Here is a 25,772-nt window from a genome sequence, read left to right on the forward strand (position 1 = left end):
TATTCTTTATGGAATAATTAGTTAATCTCTTCAACGATGAAATTATTGTTTTAATACTTTTTTACTGATTATACCTTTATCGGTAATTATTTTTATTAAATAAACACCCTTTTGTACATTAAATGGAATTTCTACTGTATTAACATTTGGAATTTTTTTCAAAGTACTAAGTTGCTGACCAATGATGTTGTAGATTGCGATTTCTTTAATATCTATTGAAATATTTTTACTAATAAACAATTTCTTTTTTATCTCATTATTGTAAATCACAAACATTGATTCTGTCCATTCATTTTGTCTTATTGCTAACGTTTTGTCAGTTTGAAAAGTTAATTCAAAACGAGTGTTGTAAGTTCCAACCGGCAAATTAACTTCCGCTGCTTTTTCTGTAATATCATAGTAAACTGAAGTTTCTTTATCATGAATATATATATTTTGATTTGGAGGTAAGAATTCTGCACTATCAAGAGTAAATTGAATTTTCCCAATCCTATCAGTCTTTATTCCTAATGGATACACTTTACTAGTATCAAATGAGCCAACACCTTGAATAGTATATTCAAAATCATCAATTAGAAAATATAAATCGTTCGCTTGCGTATCTATTTGATACCCATCATAACCTTTATCCACTCCATCAGTTGCTAAATCATCCATAAAACCAATTAATAATTGTCTGTGATAATTATTAGCTGTATTAAAACCTAATCGAATTTTTGCATTATAATTATTGTAAACTATATCATTACTATTATCATTGAAGCGTTCAACAAGAGCTGTTTTTTTATTTTTTTTTGGGATTGTTTTAAACAATGTGTTAGAAATTGGTGCAGCTAAATCGTCTATGTCATTTTCCTTAACAAAAGCCCGTTGATTATTATTAAATACAATAGGTACAGATCCAACTATCCCTGGTTTTCCTGATACAAAAAAACCTTGACCAACAGGAATATATTGATATGCTAATTTAGTACTAGTACCAAGTCCCATAATTCCTACCGGAACTACTGGCGGTGTTCCTCCAGTTAAAGTTAATGTAGCATAGCCACCTGTATACCCTGCGAGTAGATGAGTATTATTTTCTGGAGAATGCTGCCAAAAATAAAGTTCCCCTGTAATTTCGCCATCAATGGTATTAATATTATCATTTATAAATGCAAAAGCATCTAAAGCCGATGGATAAGGATTACCTACCAAAAATAAGTTATCCGCCAAAACAGAATTACCATTAATTAGCCCATTAAATGGTTTCCCTATAAACGTATAATTTTGAGTTATTAAATTACTGGAGTCTACTGCTCCTGCACCTTTAAATATAAATCCTTGAGAAGGAAGAATTTGGTCGGTGATTTCATTAAAATGTATCCAATCGGCATATTCTGTTCCATTTTGAAATTTATACAACCAATATCTTGCTAAACTTATTGGTATGGTTTGATTACCATCATAACCACTAACCCAATTTATATCTTGAGGAGTAGTTGTCGAACCATCTTTAAATATATCATTTACGCTATATCCATTATTATTAGAACTGCCGTTTATAGGTCCTACAGGAGAAGACCAATAATTATAATTATATTTATTACTAGTTCCTTGTTGGTTTTTTTTTACAAAGCCTTTACTTGTTGGGTCAAGTTCGCTATTAAGAGTTTGAACTAATTGGGAACGATCTTTCAAGTCAATTAAACCATCTAATTTTAAATAATTAGAAATCTCAATTTTAGTGTTATTACTAGCCAATAACGTTTTATAGGTTACGGTATCTGTACCTTCAACAAATAATCCTAAAAGGGTTTTGTTCCCTGTTGATTCAACATTATTAAATATTTTAACAATATTTCCATTTACTATCGGCTGTGGAGTTTGATTTACTATAGAATTATCGTTGGGTATAGTTTGTAAGGAACCGTTTTTCCAAATAGCTGGACTGCTCCATAAACCATCTGCAACAGTTTCATAGGGTAATGGTGCGGTTTGAACATTTAGAATCTGCTTGCTTTTATTTAAATACTTAATTCTCAAGAAATTACGATCATCCGTTAATCCCTCCACAGTGGTACCATAAAAGGAATTAAAATCATAATAAGCTTTAAGTTTAGTCCAAGGAATTGTTTTAACTGAATTCTTAGTGATATATTGTGGTATTATTTTCCCATTTACAGTATTGTCTGTATACTTCACAAATTCCTGGTTCATTAAATAATTTATCTGATCTGATGATAACGCCAAATCCCAAATTTGAACCTCGTCAATCTCTCCTATAAATGGATTAACAATATTATTTTTATCAATATAAAGCGCACCAATAGAAAATCTGGAAAAATTTGGTGATGGATTTTGAAGATTAAAAATAGAAGATTCTATAACTCCGTCTATGTATAAATCCACACTCCCCAAATAATAAACAGCAACGATATTATGCCATTTCCCGTCTGCAACAGCTGTGTTTGAAATAAATTGTGATACACCATCCCAAAATGCTTCTATTTTGTTTTGAGCATTTAATACTATTTCTAAATTGACTCCTTTGCCAATTATGGTTTTAACAGTTGTGCTTGAGCCGTCATTTCTTATCCAACAGCCAACAGTAAATGAACCGCTATTTAAATTCAAGGCATATTCTCCAACTAAAAAATCTTTGTCAATAACACTAGAAGTAGTATTCACTAACTGTTTTGTTTCAACTCTAAGAGCCTTCCCAAAAGTAAAATATTTGGTATCATCAAAATCATACCAGGTTTGTAAATTGCCGTTTCCATCCGATTTTAATGGTATTATATCAATAATGTCAGCATTGCTAAAATTCGCATTGTCACTGACAATTAAAGCATATTCTTCATTAGAAAGTTTTGGAAATGCACTAAAAGCAGCCGCTGGAATACCTACAAATACATTTTCAACATCTCCATCAATATCATTTTTAGTTTCAACAATTTTCCATTTCTTGTTAATTCGAACTGTCGAAGTAGTTAATCCACTACCTATTGTTGTGGTGTTAGAACCACTTGCTGTATAAGTACCATTATCAGAACCCCAAACTAAAAAATCACGATCTTTTTTAAATTGATTTATGTTTGCACTATTAGTTGCGGCAATAACACCCAAACCTATAGTCACTTCATTGGTATTATTAATGCTTTTTGACTGCTTTTGATATAAATCAGAACCAACATTTCTACCAATACCAGCAATGTTATAGTTAAAACCTGAATTATTTGCACTATTCCAAATGATGTTTCCTCCAGAATCAACATAATTTTTACTGGTTCCGTTTATTCCTAAAGTAATACCATATTTTATGGCTAAATAAGTTTCTATCTTAAGACGATCTGCATCAGGAACACGAGAAGCATACGAAATTACCTCCGCCACTCTACCATTAAGATTACCGTACGTTGGCTCATTTAAATTTTTACCAATATTATAAGGACTGCCTTTCCACAACCCAGCATCATTATAACCCAAGTTAATATAAGTAAGGCTTGAACTAATACTAGTTTGATTACCTATATCATTAGAATTAAACAATAAATCCATTCCATCTGAAACTGTAGCCGTTTTATTTCGAGTATTTATAATACCTGCTTTGGTATAGTCCCCCAAAGCATCAGCAATAGTAAAATAAGGTGCACTTGATGTTTGCCATTGGTTAAACCATAATTTTTCATTGGATAGACGAGAAGTAAAATCCCCTAATCCAATTCCTGAATGTTCATTAGCAACTGCAGGGTAGGAAGGATTTGAAGCGGATGTTCCTGAGATGATTGTCATGGGAGTACCCACTGCACCATCAGGTTCCATGACTATAAAAGTTTCATGTGTATAGTATCCGTTTTCTGCGTTATACATAAATTGATTAAAACTTGAAGTTCCATCATTTTTAAATTGTACAACGGGATTAAAATTTATATTAGTACTTGAAGCGTCAATAAATGTTGGTTGATTATCCGCAGTAGCTTGTGAAGCATCTTTACCCAATGACCCCAAATCTTTCCAAAGGGAGACTTTAGTTCCAGTAGCTAAGTTAATCCCTCTGGTGGATTTAAGCCAAAGTCTAAAATCAGCACTTATGCCTCCAGGTCCGGTTATATTTGGATTATACCCTTCTCCACTTACCACAAAAGTATATGGATTTTTTGTTGCATCATTATTTGGTATTGAGATTATAGCTGATTTATTACCAGTAGATTGTGGGCTAAATCTAACTACTAAATAGGCTACAGCTCCTGGATTAATAGTAGATGCTGTAAGAGCAATTATCGTAAAATCCAGTGAAGAGGATCCTGTTTGAGGATTGTACGTAAAACAGGTTAATGAACCAAGAGTCAAAGGACAAGTACCCGTATTTGCAATAGCATAAGTTCTTGTTGTAGAGCCTAATACATCAACTGTTCCATACAAAGTACCTGTAATTGAAGTAGGAATAGTCTGTCCATTTGGAATAGGCTGAGTTGGCGTACCCCCTAGAACAGAAATTGATGGCGCATTATTGTAGTTTACTGTAAAACTAAAATTTCCAACATTAGTAACTATCGTAATAATTGATGAGCCAGAACCACAATTATATGAAGTCTTTTTTATTTTAAATTTTCCTACTTCTCCTTTTTTGATATTGACTTGAGAAATAAAAGGAACTGATGATACTATAAAACTTGGATCATTTGAAGTAATGCTTTGAATAACTAGTGAAGGATTCCCTCCTGTAGGAATATTTTTAACTGAAAACTCTATTTCTCCAGATAAACCAAAATTAACTGAACCGGTATTAACAATATTTATTGCTGGACTGCCATAACTTACATTAATAGTTGCTGTTTGCGCAAAACCTACAATAGACACTAAAAAAACAAATGCAAGTAATAAATTCTTTATAGTATTTTTTTTCATATAGGCATCATTATTATATGATAATTAATTGATGCATTAAAATTAAAAAAAATAATATAAAAAAACAAGCATAAATACAAAATTTAATCGTTCAATCACAATATTTATCGACGAAATACATTTTTAGCACCGTTTTAAAAAAAAATAATTAATATTATTAAAGAGGAGAATTATTTAAAATTAAAAAAAAGTAACTGCTTTTGATCTTTTTTATCAACCCATTCAATGTAAATTGACTCTTAAAATATAATAGATTTATTTTTAGGCCTTTTTAATTCTCACTTAAAAAAAACGCAACAAAAATTTCACTTAAGTTGGTTCTATAGCAACACTAATTACTCAAATAAATTGGAGATAAAGTCAAACTTCTTTTACTAAATTTACTTTTCTTTGATTTTTAATGATACTCTTTATTTTCTTTCAGACAATAAATGACTCAAATGCTAGTATTCTAATAATTCTTTCAAATCATTTTCGAATCTGCCTTTCGGCAAATATTGATCTTCCAATGCTTTTGTAAACGGAATCGGCGTGTCTAAACTTGACACTCGTTTTACCGGCGCATCAAGGTATTTGAAACAATTTTCCATTACCATTGCCGAAATATCACTGGCAATTCCACCAAACATACTGTCTTCCTGATAAATAATCACTCTTCCTGTTTTCTTTACGGAAGAAAAAATAGCTTCGCTATCCAAAGGTTGCAACGTTCTTAAATCCAACAAATCAGCCGAAATTTCAGGGTTTTTTGCTAAAGTATCCAAAGCCCAATGTACCGCTGCACCAAACGAAATTACAGTAACCTGATTTCCTTCTTTCAATAGAGCTGCTTTTCCTAATGGAATGGTATAATAATCAGTAGGAACATCTTGGTAAAGGCTTCTATATAATTGCTTGTGTTCAAAGAATAATACCGGATTTGGGTCGTTTATAGAAGTATTTAACAACCCTTTCGCGTCAAATGGAAATGCCGGATAAACCACTTTTAAACCGGGTGTTTTAGTAAACCAAGCTTCATTGGTTTGCGAATGAAATGGTCCTGCTTGTGTTCCGCCACCACAAGGCATCCGTACCACAACATCGGCTTTTTCTAACCAACGGTAATGTGATTTGGCTAATAAATTCACAATTGGATTGAATCCTGTTGAAACAAAATCAGCAAACTGCATTTCCACAATCGCTTTGTATCCATTAATCGATAATCCCATTCCTACCGAAACCACTGCACTTTCACAAATAGGTGTATTGATAACCCGCTCTTTTCCAAACTGCGCTACAAAACCATCGGTAATTTTGAAAGCACCACCATATTCAGCGATATCCTGCCCCATGATAACCGAGTTCGGATGTCGTTCCATTGATTGCCTCAAACTGGTGGAAATAGCATCTATAAAACGAATATTTTCTTTTTCCTTAGATGGTTTAACTTGCTCGAATGTATATGGTTTATAAACATCATTTAATTCTTCACTTAATGTAGATTCAATCTCAGGTTCGGCATTGGCAACAGCCAAACTTTCATCAATGTCTTTTTTTATTTCAGCATGCAAAGCTGCGTCAAAATCGGCTGTAAGAATTCCGTTTTCAGTTAAATATTTTCTATAATTTTCTACCGGATCTTTAATCGCCCACATGTCCATTAACTCTTGCGGAACGTATTTAGTACCACTCGCCTCTTCATGTCCACGCATTCTGAAGGTTTTGAATTCCAATAAAACTGGACGTGGATTTTCTTTCATTGAAGCTTTCAATTCGGATAACAAATTAAAAACTTCCAGAATATTATTACCATCAATAATATGGCTTTCCATTCCGTATCCTTTTCCTTTATCGGCTAGGTTTTCGCAACGGTATTGCTCATTTGTAGGTGTCGAAAGTCCGTATCCGTTATTCTCTATTACAAACATCACAGGTAATTCCCAAACGGAAGCTATATTCAAAGCTTCATGAAAATCGCCTTCACTGGTAGCACCTTCGCCAGTAAAAACTGCGGTAACTTTTCCGTTTTTCTTGAGTTTATTGGCCAAAGCGATTCCGTCTGCAACTCCTAATTGAGGTCCTAAATGCGAAATCATTCCAATAATCTTATATTGTTGGGTTCCAAAGTGAAAACTTCGATCCCGACCTTTGGTAAAACCATTGGCTTTTCCTTGCCATTGCGAAAACAATCGGTACAATGGAATGTTTCTTCCTGTAAAAACACCTAGATTTCTATGCATTGGTAAAATATACTCATCAGAATCTAAAACTGCTGTAACTCCTACAGAAATAGCCTCTTGTCCAATTCCCGAAAACCATTTGGATACTTTTCCCTGACGAATAAGTATCAACATTTTTTCTTCTATCAATCTTGGCTTCAGTATTCTTTTATATAAATCTAATAATTGATCGTCAGTAAGATTTTTTCGGTCAAAAGTCATTTTTTCGGTTTTTATTATATGATTCAAAGATAAAAAAATATAACAGTTTGATGTTGTTTTGTTATATTTTTTTATTTTGTTTGTAATTTTTAAAATACAGATATAAAATTATTCTTTACATTTGTATCTGCAAGGTTTTTAGACGTTGTAAGTTATAAAAAATATTTTAAAAGTATGCAAAACATTCCTAGTGTTGACTTGCGTGATTTCCTTTCGGACGACCCGAAACGTAAACAAAAATTTGTAAATGAAATCGGAAGTGCATTTGAAGATATTGGCTTCGTAGCACTCAAAGGGCATTTTTTAGACGACCAACTGGTTGATGAATTGTATGGTGAAATCAGAAATTTTTTCACTTTGCCATTAGAAACAAAACGCAGTTATGAAATTCCTGGAATTGGCGGACAAAGAGGCTATGTTTCTTTTGGAACAGAGCATGCTAAAGGCAGGAAAGAAGGAGATTTGAAAGAGTTTTGGCATTTTGGACAATATGTATCCAAAGATTCCAAATATGCTTCAGAATACCCTGAAAATGTTGAAGTAAAACAATTGCCTCGTTTTAATGTTGTAGGTAAAGAAGCGTATCAAATGTTGGAAAAAACAGGCGTTTACGTCCTGAGAGCTTTGGCTTTGCATCTTGGTTTGGATGAATTTTATTTTGACAATTATGCCAAAGACGGAAATTCTATCTTAAGACCTATTCACTATCCACCTATTACTTCTGAGCCTGCCAATGCAATTCGTGCCGCGGCTCATGGCGACATTAACTTGATTACTTTGTTGATGGGAGCGCAAGGAAAAGGATTGCAAGTGCAAAATCATGATGGTGAATGGATTGATGCCATTGCTGAACCTGACGAATTAGTGATTAATGTGGGCGATATGTTATCGCGTCACACCAATAATAAACTGAAATCTACGATTCATCAAGTGGTAAATCCGCCGAGAGAATTATGGGGAACTTCGCGTTATTCTATTCCGTTTTTTATGCATCCAGTAAGTGATATGAAATTGGATTGTTTGGAGAGCTGTATTGATGCAGAAAATCCAAAAAAATTCGAAGATATTACTGCAGGAGCTTATTTATACGAACGTTTAGTAGATTTGGGACTTATTAAAAAATAAAACTTAAATTTACGTCAAATACTAAAAGACATTGAGTGTATGCTTAATGTCTTTTGTTTTTTACTCTTTAGAAATTAAGAAAATGAACTTTAGTATTCTTAATTTCTAAAGAGTTTTAAATAAAAATTAATTTTAAAATTATGGACTTACAAGACCAATTAAAAAACCTTTTTCCGGATCATGAACTATCGCCTGAAGAAGCAATTGAACAAGTTCCCCACGAATTATACGTTCAAAAAGAACCTATGATTTGCAAATTCGAAAAGCGGAAAGGAAAAGCTACCACTATAATTGAAGGTTACGAAGGAACAGACGAGGAGTTTAAAATTTTGGCCAAAGAAATCAAAACTAAATTAAGTGTTGGTGGAACTTTCAAAGATGATTCCATCATTATACAAGGCGATTATCGAGATAAAATCATGATTATTTTAAAAGAAAAAGGCTTTAAAGTAAAACGTGTTGGAGGCTAGAAAAAGTGTTCAGCTTTTTCAGTAATTAGTGCTCAGTTGAGCAACTTTAAACCTTAAATTTTAAACAAAAAAATAATGATACAATCATCAGAATTAATATTAAATCCAGATGGTAGTGTATACCATTTGAATTTAAAACCAGAACATATTGCGCATGATATCATCTTTGTAGGGGATCAAAATCGGGTCGAAAAAATCACGCATTTTTTTGACAGTATCGAATTTTCTTCTCAAAAAAGAGAGTTCAAAACCCAAACCGGAATTTTCAAAGGAAAGAGAATTACTGTGATGTCAACGGGAATCGGTCCAGATAATATTGATATTGTCATGAACGAATTGGATGCTTTGGTTAATATTGATTTGAAAACCCGTCAACCAAAAGAAAAGCTAACTTCATTAAACATCATCCGTATTGGAACTTCGGGTTCTTTGCAGGCTGATATTCCCGTGGATAGTTTTGTGATGTCTAAATTTGGATTAGGCTTGGACAACATGCTCCGCTCCTATTTGATTGATGAAGTTTCAAATCTTGAAATGGAAGATGCTTTTGTAAAACACACCAATTGGGATTTGCGAAAAGGTAAACCCTATATAATTTCATGTTCTTCGACTCTGGAAAAAATGATTGAAAGCGACAAAATACACAAAGGAATTACCGCAACAGCCGGAGGTTTTTACGGTCCGCAAGGTCGTGTGTTACGTCTAAATATTCAAGATGAAAAGCTAAATTCTAAAATGGATAATTTTAAATTTGGTGACTACCAAATCACAAACTTAGAGATGGAAACAGCTGCTATATATGGCCTTTCAACCCTTTTAGGGCATAATGCATTATCATTAAACGCAATAATTGCCAATCGGGCTTCGGGAACATTTAGCGACGATCCATATAAAGCGGTTGATGAATTAATTGCGTATACGCTGGATAAATTGAGTAAATAACTTTTGATTTAAGAATGCAGATTAACGACTTTTGATCTCAGATTTATAAAAACATGAACTTACGTATTGCAAGACACACCGACGATTTAGAAAAAATAGAAGATTTTTATGTTAATATTCTTGGTTTTGAACGTCTTGGAAGTTTTCAAAACCACAACAATTATGATGGTGTTTTTATTGGAAAACCAAAACTAGATTGGCATTTTGAATTTACACAATCTGACGCAAAAGCCAATCATACATTTGATCCAGATGATATTACAGTGCTTTACTCTAAAACAATTTCAGAATATAATCAATTTATAAATAGACTCATAGCTAATAATATTTCAATTATTACTGCAAACAATACATATTGGAATGAAAACGGAAAAATGTTTCTTGATCCTGATGGATTCCGAATTGTTATTTCTGATTTGAAAGTAAAAGATTGATAATTATTGATTGACTATTTCAAAAACTCGATGCGACTTTAAACCTGAAATATTTAGTATTTAAAGCTACCTTTGCTTTTAGAACAATTAAATAATGAAAATAATACTTACAGGTGCTACAGGAGTTTTAGGTTCTCATATAATGTATGAAATTCTGGAACTTTTTATCAATAATAAAATTGAAGGAAAACTTTTTCTTATTACACGAAATAAAGGAAATAACTCCGCTTTAAATAGAATAAATGAACTCTTATCCAGCAGTTACACCCCTAAAATCATAAAAGAAAAAGGGCTGTCAAATCTACACGAATATATTGAAATCATTGATACTGATTTGGCTTCAATTCAAGATACTTTTTCAAACCAAATAAAAGGTGCTTATTTTATTCATTCGGCTGGATACGTAAATTTATCTACAAATGAACTGCAACGGGAGAAAATTTTCGATGAAAATACTACAATCACAAAATCACTTTTCACTATATTTCATCCCTTTATAAAAAAGTTCATATACATAGGAACTGCTTTTTCATCAGGAATCCGAAAAGGATTAATTGCTAATGATTTTCATAGTTTAAGTTTCAAACCCGAGCACCGCAATGCGTATGAAAATGCCAAATTCCATTCGGAAAATTTTATAGCCCAAGAATGTAAAAAAATAGGATTACCCTTTCAAATTCTTCGCCCAAGTGTGATTGGAGGCAAAATGTTAGGAACCGAAAACCAATATTTCATTCCAAAATACATGGTTTTTTATCTGTTGGCAAAATTCTTTCACTTTACTTCCCAACGAAAAGGCGAACAAGAAAATGTCCGTTTTATCATCAATGAAGAAACAGTTTTGAACATTATCCCTGTCGATTATGTGGCAAAAGTGATTGTAAATACATTCGAAAGAGAAGATATTGAACAGCTTAATATTGTAAATACTAAAAGTTTCAATATGGTAAAAGGTTTGCAATTGATTATGAAGGAAGTGGGTTACACCAATTTTACTTTAATACAAAATCCATTAGACTTCAAATACAAAAATGTCATTGAAAAATTGTATTATGAAAGTATCGGCAAACATTTAAGTCCTTATTTCACCACCGCCGCCAACGAATATGACACCACTTTATTAAACTCAATTCTTGAAATACCAAAACTGGACCAAGAAGCGTTTACCAATATGATTCGTTATGCAAGAGTGAATAATTTTAAAGATATTAATGTGTGATTTAGGAGCTAATTCCTGCTGTACACTGCAATCTATTGCGCCGTCCCGAAGCTTCGGGACCGGCACAATAGGATTTACGTTTCCATCAGGGCTAAATCGTGGAACCATCAAATTTTTAGTAAAACATGAATCTTATTTTAGAAACCGACCGACTGATTTTAAGAAAAATGCTACTTTCAGATGCCGAAGCTTTATATGAAATGGATAGTAATCCTAAGGTGCATCAATATCTTTGGAACAAACCATTGACAGATATTAGCGAAGTACATTCGTATATCGAGATTGTTAGAGAACAATACATCCAAAATAATATTGGACGATTTGTAGTTATTTTGAAAGAAACCAATGAATTAATTGGTTGGGCCGGATTAAAATACAACACCGAAATGGTAAATAACAAAGTTGGTTTTTATGATATTGGGTATCGGTTAAACGAAAAATTCTGGGGCAAAGGATACGCCAGTGAGGCTAGTTTTGCATGGTTGGATTATGGCTTTAATGTAATGAAAATAAAAGTGATGGATGCTGCGGCACATACGGATAATGTCGCCTCAAATAGAATATTACAAAAAATTGGGCTGAAAATGACCGAACAATATATGGAAGCCGGTGTTTCTTGGAATTGGTATGAATTAAAAAATCCTAACCTATAATGAAAACAATAAAAATAGCTGGAGTTCCAGAACATTTTAATCTTCCTTGGCATTTAAGCATCGAAAACGGAGATTTCGAAAAACAAAATATCGATTTGCAATGGACTGACGTTCCCGAAGGAACCGGAAAAATGTGCCAAATGCTTCGTGATGGTGAAACTGATATTGCTGTAATCCTAACCGAAGGAATTGTAAAAGATATCGTTGCCGGAAATCCAAGTAAAATTGTTCAGGTTTATGTAGAAAGTCCCTTAATTTGGGGAATTCACGTAGCTGCAAAATCCAATTATAAAACGTTATCCGATTTAGAAAATACCAAAGTGGCAATTTCTAGATTAGGTTCCGGTTCACAATTAATGGCGTATGTCAATGCTGATAATCAATCCCGACTTCATTCGGGATGGAAAACAGATAATCTGCAGTTTGAGATTGTAAATACCATTGATGGTGCAGTTGAAGCTTTGACCAATGGAACTGCTGATTATTTTATGTGGGAACGTTTTATGACAAAACCACTTGTTGATAAAGGAATTTTCCGCAGAATTGCTGATTGTCCTACGCCTTGGCCATGTTTTGTAATTGCTGTTCGGGATGAAGTTTTAGAAAAAGATCCAAAAATCATTTCTAAAATTTTAGAAATCATCAATCAAACAACTAAAGAATTTAAAGATATTCCAAGTATTGACAAAACTTTAGCGTCAAATTACAATCAAAAAATAGAAGATATACAGGAATGGCTGTCGTTAACACAATGGTCGCAAAAACCATTAGTAGAAAAAATGTTAAACAAAGTTCAAAATCAACTATTTCAACTTAAAATTATCGATAAAAAAGGTACTTTTGAGGATATTGTAAAAACAGTCTAGATTGCTGTTTTTATTTTTACTATGATAAAAATAAAAGAAATCAATTTTCAGGGCATTAAACAGAAATTTCAGGTTCAAAAACCCTGGGATGATGTTATTATTTTTGTTTTGAACATATTGATTGCTATTCCAGTTTTTATAATTGTACATCAAAATTTAATTAATCCAAATTGGTTTCTGAATATCGACAGAGTAGTTTTGTTTTTATTGATAATTGTTGTTATCCAAATCATTCTACGATTCCTAAGAACGATTATACTGTTTTGTATCATCTTTTATTTTTTAATTTTGATTTATGGTTCTACTATTGGAAACTATGGTTTCAACAGCGTTTTTGAAGATTATAATTCAATGATGTATTCCATGTCTGACAATCCATATCCACAGGATATAATCATTGCCAAACTCCTTCCGTTTCCTAATAAATCAAAAATCATCAATGCCATTGAATACCAAAATCCAAAAATCAGGAATTTTGCGATTATGGCTACCTCAAAGCATTTCAAAAACTTAAAAGGATATTCTGATTACAGAACCATTATTCAATGTTTTGCAGTGTTTAAAGAAATTAATCACCGATGGAATTATGTGAGTGATCCAAAAGAAGGAGATTATATTGCAACTGCTAGTGAATCATTACTATACTTTTCAGGAGATTGTGATGATCATTCTATTTTAATGGCAGCAAGTATAAAATCGATTGGCGGAACTCCTAGATTAATTCACACAAAGGGCCACATTTATCCCGAAATACTAATAGGTTCTCTCATTGATTTAGAAAAAGTAAACTTTCTTGTTAAGAATGTTCTGTTTGCAAATGAAAGTAATAAAAAACAGCTTCATTATCACATAGACGAGCGAGGACAAGTTTGGTTAAACCTTGATTATACTGCTACATATCCTGGAGGCCCTTTTTTATCCGAAGAAATCCTGGGTGCATTAACATTGGATTAATCCCTAAATTATATATTCCATAAAAAGAGTATTATTTCTAATGTGTGTTTTTGTAATTTATATAACCCCATTTTTCAAAATTTTAAGTAACCAACTTTAAAAGGATTATTTTGAAATGTATTTACTGCTTCATAAAGTTTGTCATTTACAATAAAAAGAGTAGCGCTTTTAATATATGGCAATAACGTGCTTAGCACTTACAGCAGCAGCATTATTTTTCTTTTGTTTGTTTTTTTCCTTTTAAAATTTTCCTTCCTTGGTAAATTCTAGATCAATATTGTTCGTTAAATCCACATCGAGGTCTTTGTGTCCATAATCAATGTGCGTGATTTTTTCATTCGGATAATTCTTTACCACATAATCTTTGATTGATTCAGTAATGAATGTGGTTGGAATAGGTTTGTTACCACCATCTATCTCACGGTAGAAACCACCTTTCCAAAATTCTACTTGGTACCATCTTTGAGCTTGACTTCGTAGCCTTTTTTACCGTGTTCTGGATCTTTTTTGGCGATTTTAACTGATGTATGGCTAAAATATTTTTGCAGAAAATCCTGGGCAGCTTTTGGTAATTCAGTGGTTTCTATTTTCTTTTGAGCGTTGACCGATATTATAAAACTCAGTAATAATACGACAAATATAATTTTCCTTTTCATGGTTTATGTATTTTAACTTTATCGTATTGCTAATTTACGATAAGTAAAAATGCATTCAAATCAATTTAAGAAACCTTTAGTTTTTAGGGTGATTTTTTTATACATACGCGTAAGCACAGATGAACAGGAAGATAATTATAAAAACTTAATCTCGTTAATGGATTGAAAATCGCGAAAACGGATAATTAAACTAACATTTTTTTTTTGGAAATTTCGGGATAATGGAAAATAAAAAATCCGTAAAAATCTTTATCTTAGATAATTACGGATCTGATCTGTGGGCGATGAGGGGTTCGAACCCCCGACCCCCTCGGTGTAAACGAGGTGCTCTGAACCAGCTGAGCTAATCGCCCTATTTTATTAGGTTGCTATCATAAATGAATGCGAGTGCAAATATACATCTAGAAATCGTATTTACAAGTGAAATATTAAAAAAATAAAATAAAATAAAACAATAATTCTCTTTCACACTCTCTAATAGCACTTTAAATACAGGACGAAACCAGACTATTTTTTTGTATTGACTCGTTATAGTCTTACATTTGTGACATAAATTATAAATAATGGCAAGGTTTAAAGAAAATGATTTACCAAAATCAAAAATTACCGCAAGTTCACTTACTAAAGCAACTCTTATATTTCAATATGCAGGAAATCATCGTTGGAAATTTTATGTAGGTTTAGTTTTTTTACTACTAACAGGTGCAACCGCACTAGCTTTCCCTAAACTAATGGGAATGCTTATCGATTGTGTCAAAAATAAAGATAATGCTCAGGCTAATTATATTGCCTTGGGATTAGTTGTTATTTTATTTTTTCAATCTATTTTCTCTTTTTTTAGATTGTCTTTATTTGTTAATTTTACGGAGCATACGTTAGCCAATCTTAGATTAGCACTGTATAGTAACTTGGTAAAGTTGCCCATGTCATTCTTTTCACAAAAGCGTGTGGGTGAATTGAACAGTAGAATTAGTTCTGATATAACGCAAATACAAGATACTTTAACCTCCACTATAGCCGAATTTTTAAGACAATTCATTTTAATTATTGGCGGTGTCCTTTTACTGGCAAATGAAAGTATCAAATTAACGTTGTTGATGTTGTCTGTTGTTCCGCTTGTCGCTGTTGCTGCAGTTATTTTTGGACGATTTATCAGAAAATATTCGAAAAACGTTCAAGATAAAGTTGCCGAAAGTCAGGTTATTGTTGAAGAAACGATGCAAGGAATCACTATTGTTAAGGCTTTCGCCAATGAATGGTACGAGATCGCTCGTTATAATGGTAAAATAAAAGAAGTGGTTAAAATAGCTATTAAAGGTGGAAAATACCGAGGTTACTTTGCTTCATTCATTATTTTTTGTCTTTTTGGAGCCATTGTTGCCGTAGTTTGGTTTGGCGTTCGTCTAAGCATTAGCGGAGAGATGAGCGTAGGACAATTAATTTCATTTGTATTGTACTCTACATTTGTAGGTGCTTCTTTTGGAGGAATTGCCGAACTTTATGCCCAAATTCAAAAGGCAATTGGTGCAACCGAACGTGTTTTTGAATTATTAGATGAAACTCCTGAAAAAATCAATTCAATCCAAAATGCATCCGCTACCCACAAAATAAAAGGGAATGTTACTTTCAAGAATGTAGCATTCAGTTATCATTCGAGAAAAGAAATCAAAGTATTGAAAGATGTCAGCTTCACAGCTAATTATGGTCAAAAAATAGCGATTGTAGGTCCGAGTGGAACTGGAAAATCAACTATCGCTTCTTTATTGTTGCGTTTCTATAATATTGACAGCGGGGAAATATTGGTGGATGGGAAAAATATCTATGATTATGATTTAGAAAATCTTAGAGGAAATATGAGTATTGTACCGCAAGATGTGATTTTATTTGGCGGAACCATCAAAGAAAATATTGCCTACGGAAAACCGGATGCTACTGAGGAAGAAATTCTTCTTGCAGCAAAACAAGCCAATGCTTTAAATTTCATTGAAAGTTTTCCGGAAAAATTTGAAACTATTGTAGGGGAAAGAGGAATTAAACTTTCTGGTGGACAAAGACAACGTATTGCCATTGCAAGAGCGTTGCTAAAAAATCCAAGTATATTGATTCTTGATGAAGCCACCTCTTCTTTAGATAGCGAAAGTGAAAAACTAGTTCAGGAAGCACTAGAAATTTTAATGGAAGGAAGAACAAGTATCATTATTGCGCACCGTCTTTCTACTATACGAAGCGCAGATCAAATTTTAGTTCTTGATAATGGAAAAATAACAGAGCAAGGAACACACCAGGAACTAATTACTTTAGAAAATGGCATGTATAAGAATTTAAGTAATTTACAGTTTAGCAATTCTTAAACTTCATAAATGTTTCGCATAAAAAAACTCCATTTTAGCGAATGGAGTTTTTTATGGATTTAACTGAGTACTAAAAACTGAACACTGATTTTTACTTCCCTTTTCTTCTGTTGCGCTCCGCTTTTATCATTGATAATTCCCGACTGGTTTGCCCAGCAACAGAAGTATTTTCCTCGGCGCGACGAATCAAGTACGGCATCACGTCTTTAACCGGGCCAAAAGGCAGGTATTTAGCAACATTATATCCATGCGCGGCTAAATTGTAACTGATATTATCACTCATTCCGTAGAGTTGACCAAACCAAATTCTGTCATCGTTTGTTTTAATACCTTTCTCTTGCATCAATTCCATTAAAGTATAAGTGCTGGCCTCATTATGTGTGCCTGCAAAAATAGACATCGTATCTAAATGTTCGACCATGTAACGCACTGCCGCATCATAATTTTCATCTGTAGCCTCTTTTGAAGCACATATTGGTGATGGATATTCCTTCTCTTCAGCACGTGCAATTTCTTTTTCCATGTAGGCCCCACGAACCAATTTCATTCCAATTAAAAATCCTTCTTTTTTAGCTTGTTCGTGTAATTTTCTCAAATAATCCAAACGATCCCAACGATACATTTGCAGCGTATTGAAAACAATTGGCTTTTCTTTATTGTATTTACGCATCATTACGGTAACTAAATCATCGGCGGCATCTTGCATCCAACTTTCTTCACCATCAATTAGAAGTGCTACATTTTTAGAATGAGCATCTTTACAAACCAAATCAAAACGCTCCACTACCCTATTCCATTCCGCTTGCTCTTCAGCAGTTAGTGGCTGTTTTTCTCCTAATTTTTCATACAATTCAAAACGTCCAAACCCAGTTGGTTTAAAGACTGCAAAAGGAATTGCTTTACGCTCTTTGGCAAATTCAATCGTTTTTAAAGTCATTTCCAATGCGGCATCAAACTGTTCTTCTTCTTCTTTACCCTCCACAGAATAATCCAATACAGATGAGACACCTTTGGTAAACATTTTGTCCACTACAGAAAGACAGTCCACCTCATTTACTCCGCCACAAAAATGGTCAAAAACGGTAGCGCGAATTAAACCTTCAACAGGAAGATTTGCTTTCAATGCAAAATTAGTAACCGCCGTTCCTATTCGAACTAAAGGCTGATTATCAATCATTTTGAAAAGAAAATAAGCTCTATCAAGTTCGGTATCGCTTTTTAATGCAAATGCAATTTGTGTATTATTGAATATTTTTTCCATTTTTTGTGATATTTTTGTACAAATATAGATAGAGTTTTGAATAATATTCCCCAAAAATTACCTTATTTTGCCCTTTCAATTAATCAATAAAGATGCAATCAATTCAAGCCAACAGTTACCCTATTCATTTCAACGAAAAAGGATACGAAGCATTAAACCTTCATTTAAAAGAGAACAAGTATTCTAACCTATTTATTATTGTAGACAACAATACAAATGAATTTTGTTTACAAAAATTCCTACCCTTTTTAGAAACGGATCTTACTATTGAAATTATTGAGTTTGAAGCAGGAGAACACAATAAAAATATAGAAACTTGTGTTCAAATTTGGAATGTATTAACTGAACTTGGTGCTGACAGAAAAAGCCTAGTGATTAATTTAGGTGGCGGTGTTGTTACTGATTTAGGTGGTTTTGTCGCTTCAACATTCAAGAGAGGAGTTGATTTTATTCATATCCCTACTACACTATTGTCCATGGTTGATGCTTCTGTTGGTGGAAAAAATGGTGTTGATTTAGGAAATTTAAAAAACCAAATTGGAGTTATCAATGTTCCTAAAATGGTTCTTATTGACACACAATATCTTAACACATCGCCGCAAAATGAAATGCGTTCCGGTCTTGCCGAAATGCTGAAACACGGTTTGATATATGACAAAGAATATTGGGAGCAATTTCTAGATTTGAAAGCTATTGATTTTGCTGATTTTGACGAATTAATATATCGTTCTGTAGAAATAAAGAATGAAATTGTCAAACAAGATCCAACTGAGAAAAACATTCGAAAAGCATTGAATTTTGGTCATACGCTTGGTCATGCCATTGAAAGCTATTTTCTGGAGAATGAAAACAAAACTACTTTATTGCACGGAGAAGCAATTGCTGTTGGAATGATATTGGAAAGCTATATTTCTTTGCATAAAAATTTAATCAATCAGGAAGAATATTTCCAAATAAAATCAACTATCAAGACGATATACGACGATATTATTTTTGAAGAAAATGATATCGAACCTATTTTAGAATTGCTTATTCACGACAAAAAAAATGAGTACGGTAATATCCAGTTTGCATTAATCGAAAGCATCGGAAACATAAAAATCAATCAATCAGTTGAAAATGAATTAATTCTTAAAGCATTTCTAGATTATAAATCTTAATTATTTTTTATAAAAAAGGATTGCATTACGTATATAATATTTTTTACATTTGCTGAGATGAAAAAAAATCAAAACAAGAGAAATTATAGTTCTAAGAAAAACCGAAACAATATGTCTTTTTTAAGAATATTGAAACGTTTTTATTCTATTAAAGGAAACTTTAGTTTTGATCTTTTTCAATATTTGAAATCAGACAATGAAAAGCTTCAAATAATTTATGCAAATATCAGAGTCTGAATTTTAGATTAATTATTTTTACGTGTATTTAATCTAAAATCCTAAAAACCAAATGAATACAAAATATTCTGATTTAATAAATCAAACTTATTACTTTCCACAAGAAGAGTTTACTTTAAACAAAGATAATCTTCAGTTTCACAATATTGATTTGATGAAACTAGTAGAGAAATATGGTACGCCATTAAAATTTACTTATTTACCTCAAATTTCCAATAACATTAACAAAGCCAAAAGCTGGTTTCGTAAATCGATGGAAAAAAACAAATATGAGGCGAAATACTATTATTGCTATTGTACAAAGAGTTCTCATTTTGAATTTGTAATGAATGAAGCTTTTAAAAATAACATTCATATTGAAACTTCTTCTGCTTTTGACATTAATATTGTTGAAAATTTATTGGCAAATGGAAAAATCAACAAAAGCACTTATATTATTTGTAATGGCTTTAAAAGAGATCAATACATTGACAATATAGCTCGATTAGTAAATAATGGACATAAGAATGCTATTCCAATTATTGATAATTACGAGGAATTGGATTTACTTCAAGGCCAAATAAAAGGAAAATTCAAAATTGGAATTCGGATTGCTGCCGAGGAAGAACCTAAATTTGAATTTTACACTTCAAGATTAGGAATTGGATATAAAAACATAGTTCCTTTTTATAAAAAAGAAATCAAAGAAAATAAAAAATTGGAGCTTAAAATGTTGCACTTTTTTATCAATACGGGCATAAATGATAATGCATATTACTGGAATGAATTGGTAAAATGTATCAAAGTTTATGTTGCATTAAAAAAAGAATGCCCTACATTAGATGGATTAAATATCGGTGGTGGTTTTCCAATCAAAAACTCACTGGCATTTGAATACGATTACCAATACATGATTGACGAGATTATCAATCAGATAAAAATTGCCTGTGATGAAGCAGAAGTTGATGTTCCAAATATCTTCACAGAATTTGGCTCCTTTACTGTTGGCGAAAGTGGCGGCGCAATTTATCAGATTTTGTATCAAAAGCAACAAAATGATAGAGAGAAATGGAATATGATTGACTCCTCTTTTATCACAACTTTACCAGATACATGGGCTATAAACAAACGGTTTATCATGCTTGCGGTAAATCGTTGGAATGAAACCTACGAAAGAGTTTTATTAGGCGGAATGACCTGTGATAGTGATGATTACTACAATTCAGAGCAAAATATGAATGCTATCTATTTGCCAAAATACAACAAAGAAAAACCATTATATATTGGATTTTTTAATACCGGAGCCTATCAGGAAACTATAGGTGGATATGGCGGTTTACACCATTGCTTGATTCCTCAACCCAAACACATACTAATAGATAGAGATGAAAATGGAATTTTGGCAACTGAGGTTTTCTCAGAACAACAAACTTCCGAAGATGTTTTAAAAATATTAGGTTACGACAAAAAATAAATTATTAATTATACAATTAGTCAATTTAAAAATTCGTTAAATTTGAAATACCAATTCAATGTTACGATTTTTAAATCTTTAAATTTAAAAAAATGAGCAAAGGACCAATCAGTCAGTTTATCGAGAAGCATTACCTGCATTTCAACTCTGCATCTTTAGTTGACGCGGCTAAGGCATATGAACAACAACTAGCCAACGGTGCAAAAATGATGGTGAGTATGGCTGGTGCTATGAGTACTGCGGAGATTGGAAAGATTTTTTCAGAAATAATTCGTCAGGACAAAGTTCAGATTATTTCTTGTACAGGAGCAAATCTTGAAGAAGACATCATGAATTTAGTTGCTCATTCTCATTATGAAAGAGTTCCAAATTATAGAGATTTAACTCCTCAAGATGAGTGGGATTTATTAGAAAGAGGTTTAAACCGAGTTACCGATACTTGTATCCCAGAACACGAAGCATTTCGTCGTTTGCAAAAACATATTTATAAAATTTGGAAAGATGCTGATGATAAAGGGGAAAGATATTTTCCACATGAATTCATGTATAAGATGTTACTTTCAGGTGTTCTTGAAGAATATTACGAAATTGACTTAAAAGACAGCTGGATGTATGCAGCTGCCGAGAAAAATTTACCTATTATTGTACCAGGTTGGGAAGATAGCACAATGGGGAATATATTCGCATCCTATGTAATCAAAGGTGAATTAAAAGCATCTACGATGAAATCAGGTATTGAGTATATGGTTTTCTTGTCAGATTGGTATCCAAAAAATAGTACTAACGGCGTAGGTTTCTTCCAAATTGGTGGAGGTATTGCAGGAGATTTTCCAATATGTGTTGTACCAATGTTATACCAAGATATGGAAATGCATGACATTCCTTTTTGGAGTTATTTTTGTCAGATTTCAGATTCTACAACCAGTTATGGTTCTTATTCTGGAGCGGTACCGAATGAAAAAATTACTTGGGGGAAATTAGATATAAAAACTCCTAAGTTTATTATTGAGTCCGATGCTACCATTGTAGCACCTTTAATTTTCGCATATTTATTAGATTTATAGAATAACTTTATGAAAAGAGTAATAGTTGATTACGCAAAACTTACAAATGAAATTTTGAACCTTTTGGTAGAAAAATTTCCTGAAGGATATGATGATTCAAACATTATCCGTTTTAGAAATGCTAAAAATGAATTAATAGAAGCTGTCGAAGTACGTACGGAAGACACCATTTATTTAGTAAAAGTCAGTACAAAATTAGCAGACAGGATTGAAAATTATGATGAAGATGATGATATCGATGCAGTTGTTGAACCAATAAGCGGTTTAGAACTTGACGATGATGATTCAGTAGACGATGATGACGATGATGACGATGCTATCGACAAACCAGATTCTGACACAGGAGATGACGGAGATGACGACGACGATATCGAAGATAAAGATATATCTGACGAAGACGATGAGGATGACGAAGATTAAATTCAAGTCTTAGATGAAAATAAAAAGGAACTCCCAAACGAGTTCCTTTTTTTATTAATTTAGGATTCAAAATACACGCCAAAATGACCCAACAAATTTTACATGCCAAACTAAAGGAAAACTTTGGTTTTGAAAAATTCAGACCCAATCAAGAAGACATAATAAATGGTGTACTTTCCGGTCAAGATACTTTGGCTATTATGCCTACCGGCGGCGGTAAATCAATTTGTTTTCAATTGCCAGCTTTAATTTTGCCAGGAATAACAATCGTAATTTCGCCATTAATTGCTTTGATGAAAGATCAAGTCGATAGTTTGAAAGCGAATGGCATTGAAGCTTGTTTTATAAATAGCAGCCAAACTGAAGCCGAACGCCACTTTTATATAGAAAGCTTAAAAACGAACCAAATAAAATTAGTTTACATTGCTCCTGAAAGTCTTTCTTATCTTGACACTATTTTCAATAGTTTAACGATAAGCCTTATCGCAATTGATGAAGCACACTGTATTTCGGCTTGGGGACATGATTTTCGTCCAGCATATACTAATTTGGGTTATCTAAAAAATCGCTTCCCTTTTACTCCAATCTTAGCTTTAACTGCAACTGCCGATAAGGCTACACGTAAGGATATTAGCGAACAATTAAATCTAATAAATCCTAAAATATTTGTAGCTTCTTTCGATAGAAAAAATCTAAGTTTAGAAGTTCGTCCCGCTTTAGACAGGGTAAAACAGATTATTGATTTTATCCAGGAAAAGCCAAACGAATCAGGAATAGTGTATTGCTTAAGTAGAAAAACAACGGAAGAGCTTGCCGAAAAATTACAGAAAATCGGTATCAATGCAAAAGCCTATCACGCTGGTTTAGACAATACAATTCGTTCCAAAACCCAAGACGAGTTCATCAATGATGATTGTCAGGTAGTATGCGCAACAATAGCTTTTGGAATGGGAATTGACAAATCAAATGTTCGATGGGTAATTCATTATAATTTACCAAAAAACATAGAAGGTTATTATCAAGAGATTGGTCGTGCTGGTCGGGATGGATTACCATCTGAAACGGTACTATTTGAAAGCTATGGCGATGTCATCCAATTACAAAAATTTGCTTCCCAAGGCTTAAATGCAGAGGTACAACTGGCGAAACTCGAAAGAATGAAGCAATATGCAGATGCCTTGAGTTGTCGCAGAAAAATATTGCTTTCGTATTTTGGAGAACTCGTTACGGAAAACTGTGGGAATTGTGATATTTGTAAAAACCCACCATCTTTTTTTAACGGAACTATTATTGCCCAAAAAGCATTATCGGCGATTATTCGCTTGCAGGAAACGGAACCATTACCTGTAATCATTGACTTTTTACGTGGTTCAAAAAACGCCTATATTTACGAAAAAGAATATCAAAATCTTAAAACCTATGGCGTTGGTAATGACCTTTCCTGGTTTGATTGGAATCAATATTTAATTCAACTGATCAATTTGGGTTATTGCGAAATTGCTTTTCATCAGCAAAACAAAATTAGACTGACTGCATTTGCAAAAAAAGTACTGTTTGAAGGAGAGAAAGTACAATTGACCACAGTCCAAAAAATCAATATTGAGAAACAAGAAGTCAAAGAAACAAAAAGAAAATCTACTGTAAATTCATTATTTGATACGTTACGAAAACTACGTTACGAAATTTCCAAAGAAGAATCAGTGCCTGCATATGTTATTTTTAGTGATGCGGCTTTGCACCAAATGGAAACAGAAAGACCTACAAGTGATACGGAGTTACTGGCAATTGATGGCGTTGGGAAAGCAAAACTGGAAAAATATGGTGATGCTTTTATAAAAGCCATCATTGATTTTCAAAAATCTAAAGTGGTCAAAAAAAAGAAAGAAGCCACAACGTATAAAGAAACATTAGAATTGTACCAAAACGGATTATCTGTTGAAGAAATTTCTCAAAAGCGAAAATTAGGATTAAGTACGATTATGTCACATTTAGCCAAATTATATGTTGATGGAGTTGCCATTGATTTAGATCCGTTTATTTCAAAAGAGGAAGTGTCTCAAATTGCTGAAGCACAAATAAAACTTGAATCTCCCAATGCATTAAAACCATATTTTGATTATTTTGAAGAACAAATAGATTACGGAAAAATCCGATTGGCATTGGCTATACTAGAAAAAGAAAACGCTGTACTTTAAAAATTATGATACAATCATTTTCCCCTTTTGTAAATTCTAAAACAGAAATTTTGATTTTGGGAACTATGCCTGGTATCGCTTCTCTGGAAAAACTAGAATATTATGCGCATAAAAGGAATCATTTTTGGAAAATAATGTATACTATACTGGATAACTTACCCATCTCAGAAATTTTTGAAGAAAAAATACAAGTACTGCAAACCAACAAAATTGGATTGTGGGATGTATTGAAAAATTGCGAAAGAAAAGGAAGTTTGGATATTCACATCAAAAATCATAAAGAAAATGATTTTGAAGCCTTATTTAAAGAATTTCCCGCAATAACTAAAATCGTATTCAACGGAAAAGAAAGCCATAAATACTTTCAAAAAAAGTTTGGCCAAATAAAAGGCATCACGTATTATGTGATGCCTTCCACGAGTCCTGCTAATACAATGTCTTTTGAAAACAAGTTAAAAATCTGGTCAACTTGTTTCGAATACCCTATAAATATCGTTCCTGAAAAACCCCTTGATGGTGTTTTTGATGACCTATAAGAATAAAACCTATTGCACGAACTGAAATTTCATTATTTGAAGCAGTTCCAATTCTCATTAATTGTTCCTGCGAAAAACTTTTAAAAAGAAACAAATTAGACTGTCTAACTGCTGAGAGTTCCGCTAATAAGTCCTGAATATTTCTATTATTTGCATTCGTATTGTCTACATAATCGTTTTCTTCAAAACCAGGCAATGGCGTTTTGTCATTTCGAGAAATTCGCAACGCACGATACCCAAAAATGCGTTCTGTATCAATGATGTGTTGAATAATATCTTTGATTGTCCACTTCCCTTCGGCATACCTGTAATTAAATTTATCCATCGGGATATTTTGTACAAAACGAATAAAATCATGGAGACAAATTTCCAATTCTTCAATCATTTCAACATTCTCCGCAGCTTTTATATAAGTTGCGTTAAATTCAGAATATTCACTTACAGGCAATTGATCTGTTTTCATTTT

Annotated in this window: 21 protein-coding genes and 1 tRNA gene; 15 read left to right on the forward strand and 7 right to left on the reverse strand. The window is 32.7% G+C overall.

The genetic code is table 11. The features are described 5' to 3' along the window. Positions 1 to 42: 42 nt before the first annotated feature. Together ACNQGG_RS06525 and ACNQGG_RS06530 are read right to left on the reverse strand one after the other, a co-directional pair. Positions 43 to 4,890 (reverse strand): DUF8202 domain-containing protein, encoded by a 4,848-nt coding sequence (locus ACNQGG_RS06525; RefSeq protein ID WP_417962318.1) that lies wholly within the window; start codon positions 4,888 to 4,890, stop codon positions 43 to 45. 443 nt (positions 4,891 to 5,333) lie between these two features. Beyond that, entirely contained in the window at positions 5,334 to 7,310 is a 1,977-nt protein-coding gene (locus ACNQGG_RS06530) for an alpha-ketoacid dehydrogenase subunit alpha/beta (protein WP_417962321.1), read from the reverse strand. Positions 7,311 to 7,484: 174 nt separating this feature from the next. Here ACNQGG_RS06530 and ACNQGG_RS06535 point away from each other — a divergent pair, with 174 nt between their 5' ends. The 8 genes from ACNQGG_RS06535 (at position 7,485) to ACNQGG_RS06570 (ending at position 13,973) form a co-directional block, all read left to right on the forward strand. Beyond that, complete coding sequence (locus ACNQGG_RS06535) at positions 7,485 to 8,435, forward strand: isopenicillin N synthase family dioxygenase (RefSeq protein WP_417962323.1); 951 nt, start codon at positions 7,485 to 7,487, stop codon at positions 8,433 to 8,435. A 140-nt stretch (positions 8,436 to 8,575) separates the two neighbouring features. Next, positions 8,576 to 8,905, forward strand: a complete 330-nt coding sequence (locus tag ACNQGG_RS06540; RefSeq protein WP_417962325.1) for a translation initiation factor — start codon at positions 8,576 to 8,578, stop codon at positions 8,903 to 8,905. Between the two features lie 75 nt (positions 8,906 to 8,980). Beyond that, entirely contained in the window at positions 8,981 to 9,847 is an 867-nt protein-coding gene (locus ACNQGG_RS06545; protein WP_417962327.1) for a nucleoside phosphorylase, read from the forward strand. A 53-nt stretch (positions 9,848 to 9,900) separates the two neighbouring features. After that, the gene (locus tag ACNQGG_RS06550; protein WP_417962329.1) at positions 9,901 to 10,281 is read left to right on the forward strand and encodes a VOC family protein; all 381 of its coding nucleotides are present in this window, start codon (positions 9,901 to 9,903) and stop codon (positions 10,279 to 10,281) included. A gap of 94 nt (positions 10,282 to 10,375) precedes the next feature. After that, positions 10,376 to 11,500, forward strand: a complete 1,125-nt coding sequence (locus tag ACNQGG_RS06555; RefSeq protein WP_417962331.1) for an SDR family oxidoreductase — start codon at positions 10,376 to 10,378, stop codon at positions 11,498 to 11,500. A 125-nt stretch (positions 11,501 to 11,625) separates the two neighbouring features. Beyond that, positions 11,626 to 12,153 (forward strand): GNAT family N-acetyltransferase, encoded by a 528-nt coding sequence (locus ACNQGG_RS06560; protein WP_417962333.1) that lies wholly within the window; start codon positions 11,626 to 11,628, stop codon positions 12,151 to 12,153. Beyond that, positions 12,153 to 13,019 (forward strand): substrate-binding domain-containing protein, encoded by an 867-nt coding sequence (locus ACNQGG_RS06565; RefSeq protein ID WP_417962335.1) that lies wholly within the window; start codon positions 12,153 to 12,155, stop codon positions 13,017 to 13,019. Before ACNQGG_RS06560 ends, ACNQGG_RS06565 begins: the two co-directional genes overlap by 1 nt. Positions 13,020 to 13,040: 21 nt before the next feature. Then, positions 13,041 to 13,973: a transglutaminase gene (locus ACNQGG_RS06570; protein WP_417962337.1), complete on the forward strand. Its 933-nt coding sequence runs from the start codon at positions 13,041 to 13,043 to the stop codon at positions 13,971 to 13,973. Positions 13,974 to 14,213: 240 nt separating this feature from the next. On the opposite strand, the gene ACNQGG_RS06575 is transcribed toward ACNQGG_RS06570, so the two are convergent. From ACNQGG_RS06575 to ACNQGG_RS06585, 3 genes are all read right to left on the reverse strand, one after another. Next, entirely contained in the window at positions 14,214 to 14,390 is a 177-nt protein-coding gene (locus ACNQGG_RS06575) for a PepSY-like domain-containing protein (protein ID WP_417962427.1), read from the reverse strand. Positions 14,391 to 14,419: 29 nt separating this feature from the next. After that, positions 14,420 to 14,629 carry a hypothetical protein gene (locus ACNQGG_RS06580; protein ID WP_417962339.1) on the reverse strand — a complete coding sequence of 70 codons (210 nt, stop codon included), beginning with the start codon at positions 14,627 to 14,629 and terminating at the stop codon, positions 14,420 to 14,422. A gap of 278 nt (positions 14,630 to 14,907) precedes the next feature. Further along, a tRNA-Val gene (locus tag ACNQGG_RS06585) sits at positions 14,908 to 14,982 on the reverse strand. A 210-nt stretch (positions 14,983 to 15,192) separates the two neighbouring features. Between ACNQGG_RS06585 and ACNQGG_RS06590 the strand changes: the two genes are divergently transcribed. Continuing rightward, a complete protein-coding gene (locus tag ACNQGG_RS06590) occupies positions 15,193 to 16,980 on the forward strand; it encodes an ABC transporter ATP-binding protein (RefSeq protein WP_417962340.1) in 1,788 nt (595 codons plus the stop codon). 91 nt (positions 16,981 to 17,071) lie between these two features. Here ACNQGG_RS06590 and ACNQGG_RS06595 read toward each other — a convergent pair whose 3' ends face one another. Then, a complete protein-coding gene (locus tag ACNQGG_RS06595) occupies positions 17,072 to 18,241 on the reverse strand; it encodes a proline dehydrogenase family protein (protein ID WP_417962342.1) in 1,170 nt (389 codons plus the stop codon). A gap of 92 nt (positions 18,242 to 18,333) precedes the next feature. Between ACNQGG_RS06595 and aroB the strand changes: the two genes are divergently transcribed. The 6 genes from aroB to ACNQGG_RS06625 all read left to right on the forward strand — a co-directional run bounded on the left by aroB (position 18,334) and on the right by ACNQGG_RS06625 (position 25,306). After that, positions 18,334 to 19,401 (forward strand): 3-dehydroquinate synthase, encoded by a 1,068-nt coding sequence (aroB, locus tag ACNQGG_RS06600; RefSeq protein WP_417962344.1) that lies wholly within the window; start codon positions 18,334 to 18,336, stop codon positions 19,399 to 19,401. 289 nt (positions 19,402 to 19,690) lie between these two features. Beyond that, positions 19,691 to 21,091, forward strand: coding sequence for a type III PLP-dependent enzyme domain-containing protein (locus ACNQGG_RS06605; RefSeq protein WP_417962345.1), 1,401 nt, complete (start codon positions 19,691 to 19,693; stop codon positions 21,089 to 21,091). A 92-nt stretch (positions 21,092 to 21,183) separates the two neighbouring features. Beyond that, positions 21,184 to 22,155, forward strand: coding sequence for a deoxyhypusine synthase family protein (locus tag ACNQGG_RS06610; protein ID WP_314897938.1), 972 nt, complete (start codon positions 21,184 to 21,186; stop codon positions 22,153 to 22,155). Between the two features lie 9 nt (positions 22,156 to 22,164). Next, a complete protein-coding gene (locus ACNQGG_RS06615; RefSeq protein ID WP_417962347.1) occupies positions 22,165 to 22,575 on the forward strand; it encodes a DNA primase in 411 nt (136 codons plus the stop codon). Positions 22,576 to 22,658: 83 nt separating this feature from the next. After that, positions 22,659 to 24,770 carry a DNA helicase RecQ gene (recQ, locus tag ACNQGG_RS06620; protein ID WP_417962349.1) on the forward strand — a complete coding sequence of 704 codons (2,112 nt, stop codon included), beginning with the start codon at positions 22,659 to 22,661 and terminating at the stop codon, positions 24,768 to 24,770. A 5-nt stretch (positions 24,771 to 24,775) separates the two neighbouring features. After that, a complete protein-coding gene (locus ACNQGG_RS06625) occupies positions 24,776 to 25,306 on the forward strand; it encodes a DNA-deoxyinosine glycosylase (RefSeq protein ID WP_417962350.1) in 531 nt (176 codons plus the stop codon). Here ACNQGG_RS06625 and ACNQGG_RS06630 read toward each other — a convergent pair. Continuing rightward, positions 25,254 to 25,769 carry a DinB family protein gene (locus ACNQGG_RS06630; RefSeq protein ID WP_417962352.1) on the reverse strand — a complete coding sequence of 172 codons (516 nt, stop codon included), beginning with the start codon at positions 25,767 to 25,769 and terminating at the stop codon, positions 25,254 to 25,256. The genes ACNQGG_RS06625 and ACNQGG_RS06630 overlap by 53 nt on opposite strands. Between the last annotated feature and the right edge of the window lie 3 nt (positions 25,770 to 25,772).

Source organism: Flavobacterium esculini (genome assembly GCF_048284325.1).
GTDB lineage: Bacteria > Bacteroidota > Bacteroidia > Flavobacteriales > Flavobacteriaceae > Flavobacterium.